Here is a 12,993-nt window from a genome sequence, read left to right on the forward strand (position 1 = left end):
GTCGCAACGGGGCCTAGCCGGGGCGGGACCGGCAGCGGTCAGGGTTCGGCTCCCCCTTCGACCTCAGCTCCACCCAAACGTCGGAGCAGCCTGGCACCTACCGGGGAAGTTCCCCATGACCAGTTGTCAGAGCAGTTGCCCGTGCCGCACGGAAGTTGAGTGCCGAAGGCAGCCGGCGCAAGTAGCAGTACGACGACGGCGCGTTTACGGTGATCCCGTGACCGCACTGAACGGGCCAGCGCTAGTAGTGATTCGTGGCGATTCCGGGTCGGGCAAGAGCACGGTGGCCAGGGCGGTGCAGTACCGATTCGGCAAGGCAGAGTGCGCTGTCGTCGCCCAGGACAACGTTCGGCGCACTATCTTGCGCGAGCACGACGAGGCTGGCGGTTTCAACATCGACCTCATCGAGATGATCGCGCGGGAATGCATGGCGAGGGGCCGGGTGACCATCGTCGAGGGCATCCTTGACACCGACCGGTATGCCGGGATGCTTGAGCGCCTTGCGACCGCGGCCAATCGAGCCCTCTTCTACACATTCAGCCTGACTTACAAGCAGACCCTGGCCCGACATGCCACACGCCCGGAAGCGTCTGAGTTCACCCCGGAGGACATGCGCGGATGGTATCGCGGGCACCAGCCACTGCCTTTCGCTGACGAGACGGTTTTCGACGCGTCCTGGTCGACCAATGCAGTCGTGAATCGCATTCGCGAGGATCTACATCGAGATTGCTCGACGACCCCCCGCCCACCGACTGAGTAGATCATTGTCCGGGTCTTGGGTGCTCGATGAACGTGGTACGCACCCAAGCGCTAGCTCTGACGGCGGTAGCCCTTGCCTTGGCGGTCCAACTTGTCGGGGCCGAGGCCGAGGCACTGCTCGCGCAGCCGGTCCCACAGCTCGAGCTGGGAGAAGTCGAGTTCGTCGCGGATCTGCTGGGTCTTGGTCAGGAACGGGTTGGGCAGCATCGCGGTCATCATCTGTTCGTCGCGGCCGTTGAACATGCGGATGCCCCACGAGTGTGGGGTGCCGTCGGAGCTGAGGCTGCGGTACAGCTCAGCGCGCGAGCAGCGGCGGATCCGGCCGAGTTCCGGTCCGCTGTCGTTGTGTTCGCCGATGCACAGGTGGAAGTGCCAGCGGCCGAAGTCGATCGTGGCGTAGCCGTCGAACATTGAGATGCGTGTGGGGGCGTTGGGTGCGGCGACCTCCCATGCGGCGCCCTCCATGATGATGCCGAACCAGATGTCGTCCCAGTATTCGTCGAACAGGATGTGGATCAGCTTCAGAAGCGATTCTTCATCCGCGGGGATGGGCCAGCGCTGTTCGCGCCCTCCGCTTTCGGTGACGATGATCGGGGGCTGGACCTCTTCGGGTTGTGCGGTGGTCATGCCGATTCCTCCTTCTCCTCGGGTGCGTTCGGGCGGGTGAGTACGCAGTCCCCGCAGTATCCGGAGGCGGGCGTGCGATAGAACAGGCAGCAGCTGCGGCGCCGGAACCCGGTGCCCTCCCGGTCGACTGTGTCAACCAGTCGCTGGTCGAGGAGGATCGTCTCCGCGAGTTTCACGGCGACTGTTCCGGCCTCGCCGTCAAGTACTCGGGCTGCGCCGATGAGCGCCGACGCGGCGTTGCCCCACAGCAGGCGATCCGACATGGGCTCGGCGGCGCGGATTGCTGCGATCATCGGTTCCAGGTGGCGGCCCAGGACCGTCTCCTGCGCGACCTCGACCAGCTCGTTTAGATCGTCGCACGCCCAGCCGACGGCTTCGGGCAGGTGTAGATCGATCCGGCCGTCCACGTCACGCCACAGCAGGCATTCGATGTCGGGCAGGATTCCGGTGCGGACGATGCCGCCGAGCGTGAGTGACCACAGGCGGGCGGCGTAGCCGAGGTGCAGCGTCGACGCCGCCACTCGGTATTCGGTGGTGCCGATCCGGGCGCCGATGTGTCCGACGGTGGCGGCGAGCGTGTCGGCGTCGTCGTAGAGGTCGCGCACCGGACGCCACCTGCCCGGGCCGGGATCGCCCGTCGTGGCGGTGAAGTACGGGCTGATGCCGGCCAGGGCTTCGAGTGTCGAGGTGACCGCACTGCCTGGGGGTAGGTATAGATCGGTGCGCGGCAGGTCACGCAGGACGTGAGGGAGAGCATCGAGGCCGTCCACGGGATGCGCCTTTCCGGCGTGGAGAACCGTGAGGCTGTCGCCGGTGTCGATGAGCAGATCGGCCGGCTGGTCGTCGGCGACCACCACTACGCTTTCGCGGCCGAGTAATCGCCCGATCGCCGACGCCGGCGGTTCCGGTGCCCGCACACGCGCCTGGAGCGCAGACTCGTGCGCAGGGGTGAGTATGAACACTCCGGAGCCGATGTCGAATCGCAGTGACTGCGAATCGAAGACCTCTGCGATCCGGCCGTCGAGTGCGAGGCGCTCGGGTGTTCCGGTGCGCAGTCGGCCCGTGCGATCGACGAGCCAGACGTGGTCGGCGACGCGTAGCGCCAGCTCGAGGTCGTGTGTCGACATCACCACGGCGAGATGATGTTCCCGCGCCGCGGTGCGGAGCAGTTCGACGAGCGCGACACGGGACGGGACGTCGAGGAACGCGGTGGGTTCGTCGAGGACCAGCAGTGTCGGCTCCTGTGCGAGGGCCCGCGCGGTGAGCACACGTTGGCGTTCGCCGTCGGACAGTTCGCTGGCGGGCCGGTCGGCCAGAGGGGTGGCGCCGACCGCGTCGAGTGCCCACGCGACGATGGCGTGGTCGCGGGCGCGCATTCGGCCGCCGAGTCCGAGGTGTGGGGTGCGGCCGAGTCCGGCCAGTTCGCGGGCCGACAGCATGCCGGGATCGACGCGGTCGGTGAGTACGACGGCGATCGTGCGGGCTAGCTCGTCGGCGGGCATGGCGTGCAGGTCGTTGCCGGACAGTGTGATCGAGCCGCCGAGGGCGGGTTGGAGGCCGCACAGGGTACGCAGCAGCGTGGACTTGCCGCTGCCGTTGGGGCCGAGTAGCACGGTCAGTTCTCCGCGGCGTGCGACGGCGTCGATGTTCGACGCGACGATCCGGGTGGTGGTCGGGCGCAGTGCGCGTCGGGCGTGATAGCCGACGGCGACGTCGGAGAGGTCCAGGACGGCGTCGTTCACAGTGCCCCTCCTACGCCGCGGCGGCTGCGGACGAGGATCGTCACGACGATGGGTGCGCCGATCAGGGCGGTGACCGCGTTGAGCGGAAGAACTGCGTCGCTGCCGGGGACCTGGCTGACGATGCCGCACGCGAGGGCCACGGCCGATCCCATGAGGATCACGGTCGGCATCAGCGACCGATGGTCCGAGGTGCCGACGGCGAGGCGGGACAGGTGCGGGACGGCGAGGCCGAGGAATCCGATCGGACCGCAGAAGGCGGTGGTCACCCCCGCCAACAGGGATGCGGCGAGCAGTGTGAGCAGGCGCGCGCGGCGGACGTCGATGCCCATCGTTCGGGCGTAGCCCTCGCCGAGTAGGAGTGCGTTGAGGGGTCGGACCGTCGCGAGCGCGACGACGATGCACGCCATCACGATCGGGGCCATGAGGGCGAGATCGGCCCACGTGGTGGCTGCGAAGCTGCCCAGGCCCCACAGGAGGAACTGTTGGGCGCGTTGCGGATCGGTGTACACCAGTAGGACGCTGACGATCGCGGTGGTGGCGGAGCCGACCATCACGCCGATCAGCAGCAGCGTCACCGCGTTCTTCACCCAGTGCGACAGCAGCAGCACCAGCAGCAGGACGGCGGCCGCGCCGGTCGCGGCCGCGGATACGATCCCGGCGCGTCCGGCGCCCGCGAACCCGGACGTGAACGACGCGGCGCCCGCCCCGCCGGCCGCGACGACGACCAGCGCGACGCCGAGGCTCGCCCCGGAACTGGCGCCGAGTACGAACGGGTCGGCGAGCGCGTTGTGGAACAGGGTCTGCATCTGCAGGCCGGCGACCCCGAGCGCGGCGCCGACGAGGACGGCCGTGATCGCGCGGGGCAGGCGCAACTCGTGCACCACCACCTGCCAGCGCGGGTCGGAGGGGGCGGCGCCGACGAGCACCCGCACGGTGTCCGCGAGGGGGACGCGGACCGGGCCGAGCGCCAGCGCCAGCACGAACAGCACGACGGTGGACGCGGCCAGCAGCGCCAGCGCGACCGCGGTCCGCCGCGAGAACGCGCGGGGGGCGGGCGTCGGCCCCCTCCCGTCCGCCGGCCCGGTGAGCGGGGCCGGCGGACGGGACAGGAGCGTGGTCATGCCCGCGGCACCTGCCGGTAGAACACGAACTCGTGGTCCTGCATCAGGTCCGGGTGCAGGATCGCGACGATGTCGGCGAGAACCAGGTCGGGGCGGGTGACGCCGCGCTCGTAGAAGTCGTTGCCGCCCGTGGGCCCGATCGCCTTCGTCGCCGACCACACCGCGCCGTCCCGCACCGCGGCGAGCTGACCGTAGCGAGGATCCTCGGCGACGGGTCGGCCGTCGTCTCCCACGAACTGGTGACGAACCACGTCGGCGCCGTGCCGGCCTGCGCGTACACCGACTCGAAGTTCAGCTGCAGGCTGCCGGTCGCCGGGTCACTCAGCCATGGGTAGCTGCCGCCCGCGTCGCGGACCAGGCCGCCGATGTAGCTGCCGCCGGCCGGCATGTACCACGTGCCCTGGTACATCGTGCCGGGTAGCACGGGGCTGGCCGCGGCGCCCTGCGCCTTCGCCGCGACGTTCTCGTAGTCGCTGCGGATCTGCGAGTAGACGTCCGCTGCCTGCGCCTCGGTGCCGGTGAGCGCTGCCATCGCCTTGATCCACTCGGCGCGCCCGAGGGCGGTCGATTCGAGGTATTCGGCGTTCGCGACGACGGGGATCCCAGCGGCCCGGAGCTTGGCGTACGACGGGTCGTCGGTGCCGCCGGTCATCAGCACGTCCGGGTTCGCGGCGACGACCTTCTCGGTGTTCACGGTCTGTCCGGGCGCGTACTCGACGATCTTGCCGGCGTCGATCCGCTCACGCACTGCGGGATCGGAGACGAACCCGGCGTTCGAGACACCGGTCAGGACATCGAGTTGGTCGAGCTCGGTGATCAGCGGCAGGTGTGTGGTCGATGCCGAGTACAGGCTCGTGATCGGCGTCGAGATCTGTGGCGCCGCTGCCAGGTCGCCGGACAACTCCGGGGCCGGGGCGCCGCACTTGACCAGCACATATGATTCCGGGGCTCCGCCAGGGTAGGGCTGGTTCACGGTGAGCACCTGATAGCTGTCGTGGTACTCGATGGTGAAGTTCTTCGCGTCCGACAGCGTCGACTTGTCGGGGAAGTAGTCGGTGGTCGCATCGAATTCGGTGATGCAGCCGCGTGCGTCGACGGCGGTGTCTGCGCCCGAGGCGTCGGACGAGCACGCGCTCAGGACGAGACCGGCAGCGACGAGCACCGAAAGCGCAGCGGTCATGGACCGTTGGGACATGTTTTCTCCACAGGTGAGCGGTAATGGTCGACCGAAGATCCAGCTCGTGCCGGCAGATGCTCAAGAAGCCGAGAAATCGAGACGAGCCTAGCCCAGGTCGGCAGCGTTCCGAGACGGTTTGGGGGCAGACGTCAGGCGTGAACAGTGAAAGCGTCGCCGGGCCCGGATACGCCGGAGGTTGCTACGGGGCATAGCAGCGGCGCGGTGTGTTGCATGGTGGACTGGCCACCTCTCTCGGGGAAATCCGCCCCGAATAGGAGGTCGCGATGACGGGAGTCTCCTGGCTCTCGGATCGTCGCTCCCCTCCTGCCTTCCGGCTGGTGGGCCGTGGCAGAGCGGAAGGTCGCTCCCCGATTACAGTGGCGGGACCGCGCCGGTTTCACACCGGCTTCCTCTTTCGTCATCACCTAACCGGGGCATTGTTGCATGTGGCCGCTAACCGGAGAAATCGCCCGAAACGCTCTGCCTCCAGGGTCCACAGGGGGCCTCGGCATCCAGTCATCTCACGCGGACTCGCGCGGACGGACGACGTGACGGCCTCCCGCTCCGCCCGCCCGCAGTCAGCAGTCGGTGTTGCTTCTACACTGGGCGACGCAGTTGGTTCGCCGCTCCGGCCGTGATGAGCACCGAATGTCATTGGCCAGCGGGAAGTGCCCTGCCGTACACGAAGAGGGAAACCGGCGGGAATCCGGGACTGTCCCGCGGCGGTCGGCGCAGTGTGCAGATGCGATAGGTTTTTTTGCTGTGGCACGTGACATCGCGGGAACGGTGCGGGGAATCACCCTTCAGCAGTTGCGGTACTTCGTGGAGGTGGCCGCCGAAGGATCCATCAGTGCCGCAGCGGACCTGCTTTACGTCGCGCAACCGACCCTGTCGGCCGCGCTGAAAGACCTCGAAAGTCGCGTGGGGCGTGCGCTCTTCGTTCGCTCGACCCGCGGGGTGACGCTCACCGAAGACGGGGTGGAGTTTCTCGGCTACGCGCGCCAGGTGGTCGAGCAAGCGGAACTCCTGGAACAGCGATATCTGGGCCGCGGGCCCTCGCGCAGGCTCCTTGCCGTATCGACTCAGCACTATTCATTCGTCGTCGACGCCTTCGCCCGCATGGTGAAAGCATCCGAGGCCGCGGAGTACGCGTTCAGCCTTCGAGAGACCCGCACGTGGGACATCATCGAGGATGTCCGCACGCTGCGGAGCGAGCTCGGTGTGCTCTATCGCAACGAGTTCAACGCAAACGTGATCAACAAGCTGATTCGCGAAGCCGGGCTGGTCTTCACGCCACTGTTTCTGGCATCGCCGCACATCTTCATCGCCCGCACGAACCCTCTCGCAGGGCGAAAGAGCGTGACGCTCGATGATCTCGAAGATCTGCCCCGGCTCACGTTCGACCAGGGTGTGAACAATTCCTTCTACCTCGCAGAAGAGATCCTCTCCACCCGTTCATCGAAGCAAGACATTCGGGTCAGTGATCGAGCGACCATCTTCAACCTCATGATCGGACTGGGCGGGTACACCATCTCTACCGGCATCATCTCGGACGATCTCGATCCGTCCATCGTCGCTGTGCCGCTCGACGTGGACGAGCGCATCGAGATCGGTTGGATCGGTCATGCCTCGGTGCCCTTGACTGCCCAGGCTCAGCGATTCGTGGCGGAGATGCGCGACGTCGTTTCGGGGTTCGGAGTCGATCTTCTGGCATAGGAAGCGGCTATACCCAGCTATCGCATTAGCTAATTAGCCTATGGCGGCGGGTCTACTTACACTGACTTCCACGCCACTTCGGACAATCGCCTCCCGAGTGTTCTCGGCCTGAAAGTTCGGCCCTGGACCATCGTGTATTCGGTTGAAGTGCTGCGAAATCTCAGGCAGTGAACCGTGCGGAGACGCGCTCGTCGCTGCACTCACCGCAAGCGATTTGGGGCAACTGATCAGCATGACGAACGACTGTGTCTTCAGCATTGGTACGACGCGCTTCAATGAGGACTACACCCCGTCGACCGACTCGCGCAGCACGACGAACTTCGCGAATCTCGCACGCGGCGAGGGGCGTCGGCAGAATCTGCGCAACGCGGTGACGATGATGAACACCCGTGTCAACGAGCTGGTGCACTGGGACAATCCGCGTGGTGACCGCTACGCACTCGAGCTCGACATCGTCTCGGTGGACCTGCATCTCGCGTCGGCCGGGGATGACGCCGCATTTCCGGTAATCGAAGTGCTCGACGTCGACATCGTCGATACCACCACGGGCTCCCGCACGGAGGGCATCGTCGGAAACAACTTCTCCTCATACATTCGCGACTACGATTTCAGCGTTCGACTCCCGGGACACCAAGCGACGGGAATACCCAGTGACTTCGGCGATCTGCACGGGCAGGTCTTTCAGCGTTTTGTCGAATCGGACGAGTATCGCGAACGGTTCTCGCAACCGCCAGTCATCTGCATCAGCGTTTCGACGTCCAGGACGTACCGCCGGCTCACGAATCACCACCCGATTCTCGGGGTGGAGTATGTGGCAGATGAGAATTCGCTCACCGACCGGTACTTCGGGAAGATGGGGCTCAGGGTGCGCTACTTCATGCCTCAGGGATCCGTCGCTCCATTGGCCTTCTACCATCGCGGTGACTTGCTCAACGACTATTCGTTTCTCGCACTCGCCGGAACGATCGCGACGATGGAGACGTTTCAGAAGATCTATCGTCCCGAGATCTACAACGCGAACACTGCGGCGTCGGAGGTGTACCAGCCGAGTCTCGACAACGGTAACTATTCACTTCCGCAGGTGAGCTACGACCGTGTCGAGCGCACACAACTCGCGACCACACAGGGAAAGTTCACCGAGGTGAACCTCATGAAACCGTATGGCGCTGTTCTCGAACAGTGGGCTACCAAGCAATCCGCCTGACCGTGCGAGACCGAAAGGTTCCAGAGATGAACACACTCCTGCCCACCTCCATCGTCGGTAGCCTGCCCAAGCCCTCGTGGCTCTCGGAGCCAGAGAAGCTCTGGTCGCCGTGGAAGTTGCGAGACGACGAACTGCGCGAAGGGAAGTTCGACGCCCAGACGCTCGCAGCACATGAGCAACGTCGCGCCGGGCTCGACATCATCAGTGACGGTGAACAGACGCGTCAGCATTTCGTGACCACGTTCATCGAGCACCTCAGTGGCGTCGACTTCGACCGACGCGAGACCGTGCGCATTCGTGACCGCTATGACGCGAGTGTCCCTACGGTTGTCGGCGCGGTGAGCCGCGAAAAGTCAGTGTTCGCAGCAGACGCGATGCGTCTTCGCGCAGCGACCGACCAGCCGATCAAATGGGCCCTGCCTGGCCCAATGACAATGATCGACACGCTCTACGACGACCACTACAAGAGTCGCGAAAAACTCGCATGGGAGTTCGCGGCCATCCTGAACCAAGAAGCAAAGGACTTGGAAGCGGCCGGCGTCGACATCATCCAGATCGATGAGCCCGCGTTCAACGTGTTCTTCGACGAACTGCGGGACTGGGGCGTGGCGGCGCTCGAGCGTGCTACCGAAGGGTTGAGCTGCGAAACTGCCGTTCACATCTGTTACGGCTACGGCATCAAAGCCAACACCGACTGGAAGGCTACGCTCGGGGCCGAGTGGCGCCAGTACGAAGAGTCGTTTCCACTGCTGCAACAGTCTTCGATCGACATCGTGTCGCTGGAGAGTCACAGTTCGCGGGTACCTGTCGACCTGATCGAACTGCTTCGAGGCAAGAAGGTCATGCTGGGAGCGATCGATGTGGCGAGCGACACCATCGAAACGCCCGAAGAGGTCGCTGCAACCCTTCGTCGCGCACTCCCGTTCGTTGACTCCGACAAGCTCTACCCGAGCACCAATTGCGGTATGGCGCCGCTGGGCCGACGCGTCGCACGAGACAAGATGGTCGCGCTCGCAACGGGGGCTGAACTTCTGCGACGTGAGCTGTCCTAGGGACCCCGACCACTCGTCGGCACTTCCGGGTGGAGCTCCGCCGGGACATGCGAAGGTCGCCGGCACGCCCGGCTTGCGTCACCAACGCCGGCTACGCCCCCGAGGCGTAGCGGAACTGCCGACAAGGCTGTGGCCCCGCACCAGATCGGTGCGGGGCCACAGTGCAATTTCGGGGTGGTCGGGCAGGGTCAGTCGATATCCACCAGTAGATCGCCGCCTTCGACCTGCTGCGGCCCGCGCAACGTCACACGGGAGACGGTGCCGGCGACGGCAGCGGTGATGGAGGCTTCCATCTTCATGGCCTCGATCGTTGCCACGGTGTCCCCGGCTTCGACCGTGTCGCCCTCGGCCACCGAGATCGACACCGTTCCCGCGAACGGGGCGGCGATGTGGCCGGGGTTGTTCTTGTCGGCCTTCTCCGCGACGGGGACCTCGCTGGCGATGGACCGGTCCCGCACGGACACCGGCCGCAGCTGGCCGTTGAGGATGCACATGACGGTGCGGTAGCCGCGCTCGTCGGGCTCGGAGATTGCCTCGAGTCCGATGAGCAACTCGACGCCCTTGCCGATCTGGACGCGATGCTCTTCACTGCGGCGAAGCCCGTAGAAGAACTGGTTGGCCGACAGACGTGACAGATCGCCGTACTGCGCGCGGCTCTCGCCGAATTCGCGTGCCGGGCCGGGGAACAAGAGGCGGCTCAGGGTGGTGCGACGCTCGTCGGACGTGCCGTCGAGCAGCTTCTCGTCCTCGCCCGACAACGCGACCTCGGCCGCGGCGGCACTGCGGCCCGCTAGGGCCTTGGTGCGGAACGGCTCCGGCCAGCCGCCGGCGGGCTCGCCGAGCTCGCCGCGCAGGAACCCGACGACGGAATCGGGGATGTCGAAACGCCCCGGATCGGCGGCGAACTCGCCGACGGACACTCCCGCTCCGACGAGGTGCAGGGCGAGGTCGCCGACGACCTTCGATGACGGCGTGACCTTGATGAGTCGTCCCAGAAGTCGGTCGGCTCCCGCGTAGGCGGCCTCGACCTCTTCGAAGCGGTCGCCGAGACCGAGTGCGATGGCCTGCTGACGCAGGTTCGACAGCTGACCGCCCGGAATCTCGTGGGTGTAGACGCGACCGGTGGGCGCGGGGATGCCGGACTCGAACGGCGCGTACACCTTTCGCAGCGCTTCCCAGTACGGCTCGAGATCGCACACGGCCTGCAGGTCGATGCCGGTGTCGAACTCGCTGTGCGCCGCGGCGGCAACGATCGCCGACAGGGCCGGCTGGCTCGTCGTGCCCGACAGCGGCGCCGAGGCACCGTCGACGGCGTCGGCGCCCGCCTGCCACGCCGCGAGGTACGTCGCGAGCTGGCCGCCGGGGGTGTCGTGGGTGTGCACGTGCACCGGCAGGTCGAAGTTCGCGCGCAGCGCGGTCACGAGCTTGGTGGCGGCGGGGGCGCGCAGCAGGCCGGCCATGTCCTTGATCGCGAGGATGTGGGCGCCGGCCTCGACGATCTCCTCCGCCAGGCGCAGGTAGTAGTCGAGGGTGTAGAGCTTCTCGTTCGGGTTCGCCAGGTCGCCCGTGTACGACATCGCGACCTCGGCGACCGTGGTGCCGGTCTCGCGGACGGCCTCGATCGCGGGGCGCATCTGGTCGATGTTGTTGAGCGCGTCGAAGATCCGGAAGATGTCGATGCCCGTGTCGGCGGCCTCCTGCACGAACGCGCGGGTGACCTTCTCCGGGTACGGGGTGTAGCCGACCGTGTTCCGGCCGCGCAGCAGCATCTGCAAGTTGATGTTCGGTACCGCCTCACGCAGCGCCGCGAGCCGGTACCAGGGATCCTCGTGCAGGAAGCGCAACGCCACGTCGTAGGTCGCTCCGCCCCACGCCTCGATCGAGAGCAGTTCGGGCGTCATCCGCGCGACGTAGGGTGCGACGGTGACGAGGCCCGAGGTGCGGACGCGGGTGGCGAGCAGGGACTGGTGCGCGTCGCGGAACGTGGTGTCGGTAACCGCGAGTGCCTTCTGCTCTCGCAGGGCCTTTGCGAATCCGTCCGGTCCCAGTTCGAGGAGTCGGTCGCGCGAACCCTTGGGCGGGGCCAGAGACAAATCGATCTTCGGCAGCTTGTCGTGCGGGTAGATCGTCGTCCGACGCTCGCCGTGCGGCTTGTTCACGGTGACATCGGCCAAGTACTCGAGAATGCGAGTGCCCCGGTCGGAAGACCGCCGTGCTGTGAGCAGGTCGGGACGCTCTTCGATGAAGGAGGTGGTCACCTCACCTGCGCGGAAGTCGGAGTCGTCCAGAACCGCCTGCAGGAACGGGATGTTCGTGGACACGCCGCGGATCCGGAACTCGGTGACCGCGCGGCGGGCACGCGCGACGGCGGCCTCGAGATCGCGGCCGCGGCAGGTGAGCTTGACCAGCATCGAGTCGAAGTGGGCTCCCACCTCGGCTCCCACCGTGGTTCCACCGTCGAGACGCACACCCGCACCACCAGGGGTGCGGTACGCGGTGATCCGTCCGGTGTCCGGGCGGAAGCCGTTGGCCGGATCCTCGGTGGTGATGCGGCACTGCAGCGCGGCGCCACGGATCGTGATCGAATCCTGGCTCAGCTTCAGGTCTTCGAGGGTCTCGCCGGACGCGATCCGCAGCTGAGCCTGCACCAGGTCGACGTCGGTGATCTCCTCGGTGACCGTGTGCTCGACCTGGATGCGCGGATTCATCTCGATGAACACGTGATTACCGCGGGTGTCGAGGAGGAACTCGACGGTGCCCGCACACCGGTAACCGATCTGCTTCGCGAACGCGACCGCGTCCGCACAGATCCGGTCCCGCAACGCCGGATCGAGATTCGGGGCCGGCGCCAGCTCGATCACCTTCTGATGGCGGCGCTGGAGCGAGCAGTCGCGCTCGAACAGGTGGATGACGTTGCCCTCGCCGTCGGCAAGGATCTGCACCTCGATGTGCCGCGGGTCGACGACGGCCTGTTCGAGGAACACCGTCGGATCACCGAACGCCGACTCGGCCTCACGCGAGGCCGCCTCGATCGACTCCCGCAACTGGCCGCGCTCGGCGACCCGGCGCATGCCCCGACCGCCACCACCCGCGACCGCCTTGACGAAGACAGGGAACTCCATGCCCTCGGCCGCCGCGAGCAGCGCATCGACGTCCGAGGACGGCTCCGACGACGCCAGCACCGGCAGACCCGCCGCCTTCGCCGCCGCGATCGCCCGCGCCTTGTTGCCGGTCAGCTCCAGAGTCTCGGCCGACGGGCCCACGAACGTGACGCCCTTCGCCTCACACGCCGCCGCCAGGTCCGGATTCTCGGACAGGAACCCGTAACCGGGGTAGATCGCGTCCGCACCGGCACGCTCGGCCGCCGCGAGGATCTCCTCGACCGACAGGTACGCCCGGACCGGATGCCCGACCTCACCGATCTGATAGGCCTCGTCCGCCTTCAGGCGGTGCACCGAGTTGCGGTCTTCGTACGGGAACACCGCAACGGTCCCGGCACCCAGTTCGTAGGCGGCACGGAACGCGCGGATGGCGATTTCGCCACGGTTGGCGACAAGCACTTTGGAGAACATGGACTGTGAACCTCACTGTCAGG

9 protein-coding genes and 1 riboswitch are annotated in these 12,993 nt (G+C 66.5%); of the genes, 4 read left to right on the forward strand and 5 right to left on the reverse strand.

The window, feature by feature from the left end:
* Positions 1–217 precede the first annotated feature (217 nt).
* On the forward strand, positions 218–760 hold the full coding sequence (locus HF877_RS03325) for an AAA family ATPase (protein ID WP_169619763.1): 543 nt from the start codon (positions 218–220) through the stop codon (positions 758–760).
* 50 nt (positions 761–810) lie between these two features.
* Here the strand turns inward: HF877_RS03325 and HF877_RS03330 are convergent, their stop codons facing one another.
* Genes HF877_RS03330 through HF877_RS03345 form a run of 4 tightly spaced genes read right to left on the reverse strand, consistent with a single transcriptional unit; the run spans position 811 to position 5,444 of the window.
* Positions 811–1,386, reverse strand: coding sequence for a hypothetical protein (locus tag HF877_RS03330; protein WP_169619764.1), 576 nt, complete (start codon positions 1,384–1,386; stop codon positions 811–813).
* Positions 1,383–3,128 (reverse strand): ATP-binding cassette domain-containing protein, encoded by a 1,746-nt coding sequence (locus HF877_RS03335; protein WP_169619765.1) that lies wholly within the window; start codon positions 3,126–3,128, stop codon positions 1,383–1,385. Before HF877_RS03335 ends, HF877_RS03330 begins: the two co-directional genes overlap by 4 nt.
* Positions 3,125–4,249 (reverse strand): iron ABC transporter permease, encoded by a 1,125-nt coding sequence (locus HF877_RS03340; protein WP_169619766.1) that lies wholly within the window; start codon positions 4,247–4,249, stop codon positions 3,125–3,127. Before HF877_RS03340 ends, HF877_RS03335 begins: the two co-directional genes overlap by 4 nt.
* Before the next feature lie 43 nt (positions 4,250–4,292).
* Positions 4,293–5,444 carry an ABC transporter substrate-binding protein gene (locus tag HF877_RS03345; protein WP_346765052.1) on the reverse strand — a complete coding sequence of 384 codons (1,152 nt, stop codon included), beginning with the start codon at positions 5,442–5,444 and terminating at the stop codon, positions 4,293–4,295.
* Between the two features lie 252 nt (positions 5,445–5,696).
* A riboswitch (cobalamin riboswitch) is annotated at positions 5,697–5,897 on the reverse strand.
* 291 nt (positions 5,898–6,188) lie between these two features.
* On the opposite strand from HF877_RS03345, the gene HF877_RS03350 reads away from it, so the two are divergent.
* The 3 genes from HF877_RS03350 to HF877_RS03360 all read left to right on the forward strand — a co-directional run bounded on the left by HF877_RS03350 (position 6,189) and on the right by HF877_RS03360 (position 9,398).
* Positions 6,189–7,142 carry a LysR family transcriptional regulator gene (locus HF877_RS03350; protein ID WP_169619767.1) on the forward strand — a complete coding sequence of 318 codons (954 nt, stop codon included), beginning with the start codon at positions 6,189–6,191 and terminating at the stop codon, positions 7,140–7,142.
* A gap of 232 nt (positions 7,143–7,374) precedes the next feature.
* Positions 7,375–8,346 (forward strand): putative oxygenase MesX, encoded by a 972-nt coding sequence (locus tag HF877_RS03355; RefSeq protein ID WP_169619994.1) that lies wholly within the window; start codon positions 7,375–7,377, stop codon positions 8,344–8,346.
* 26 nt (positions 8,347–8,372) lie between these two features.
* Positions 8,373–9,398 (forward strand): methionine synthase, encoded by a 1,026-nt coding sequence (locus HF877_RS03360; protein ID WP_169619768.1) that lies wholly within the window; start codon positions 8,373–8,375, stop codon positions 9,396–9,398.
* 188 nt (positions 9,399–9,586) lie between these two features.
* On the opposite strand, the gene HF877_RS03365 is transcribed toward HF877_RS03360, so the two are convergent.
* A complete protein-coding gene (locus HF877_RS03365; protein WP_169619769.1) occupies positions 9,587–12,970 on the reverse strand; it encodes a pyruvate carboxylase in 3,384 nt (1,127 codons plus the stop codon).
* Positions 12,971–12,993 lie beyond the last annotated feature (23 nt).

The organism is Rhodococcus sp. BL-253-APC-6A1W, from assembly GCF_012843405.1.
Lineage (GTDB): Bacteria > Actinomycetota > Actinomycetes > Mycobacteriales > Mycobacteriaceae > Rhodococcus.

What these genes read in the sequence shown, in the direction of transcription:
- HF877_RS03330 (WP_169619764.1), bottom strand. Translation starts at nt 1,386, where the DNA reads ATGACCACCGCACAACCCGAAGAGGTCCAGCCCCCGATCATCGTCACC.
- HF877_RS03340 (WP_169619766.1), bottom strand. Translation starts at nt 4,249, where the DNA reads ATGACCACGCTCCTGTCCCGTCCGCCGGCCCCGCTCACCGGGCCGGCG.
- HF877_RS03345 (WP_346765052.1), bottom strand. Translation starts at nt 5,444, where the DNA reads ATGTCCCAACGGTCCATGACCGCTGCGCTTTCGGTGCTCGTCGCTGCC.
- HF877_RS03355 (WP_169619994.1), top strand. Translation starts at nt 7,375, where the DNA reads ATGACGAACGACTGTGTCTTCAGCATTGGTACGACGCGCTTCAATGAG.
- HF877_RS03360 (WP_169619768.1), top strand. Translation starts at nt 8,373, where the DNA reads ATGAACACACTCCTGCCCACCTCCATCGTCGGTAGCCTGCCCAAGCCC.
- HF877_RS03365 (WP_169619769.1), bottom strand. Translation starts at nt 12,970, where the DNA reads ATGTTCTCCAAAGTGCTTGTCGCCAACCGTGGCGAAATCGCCATCCGC.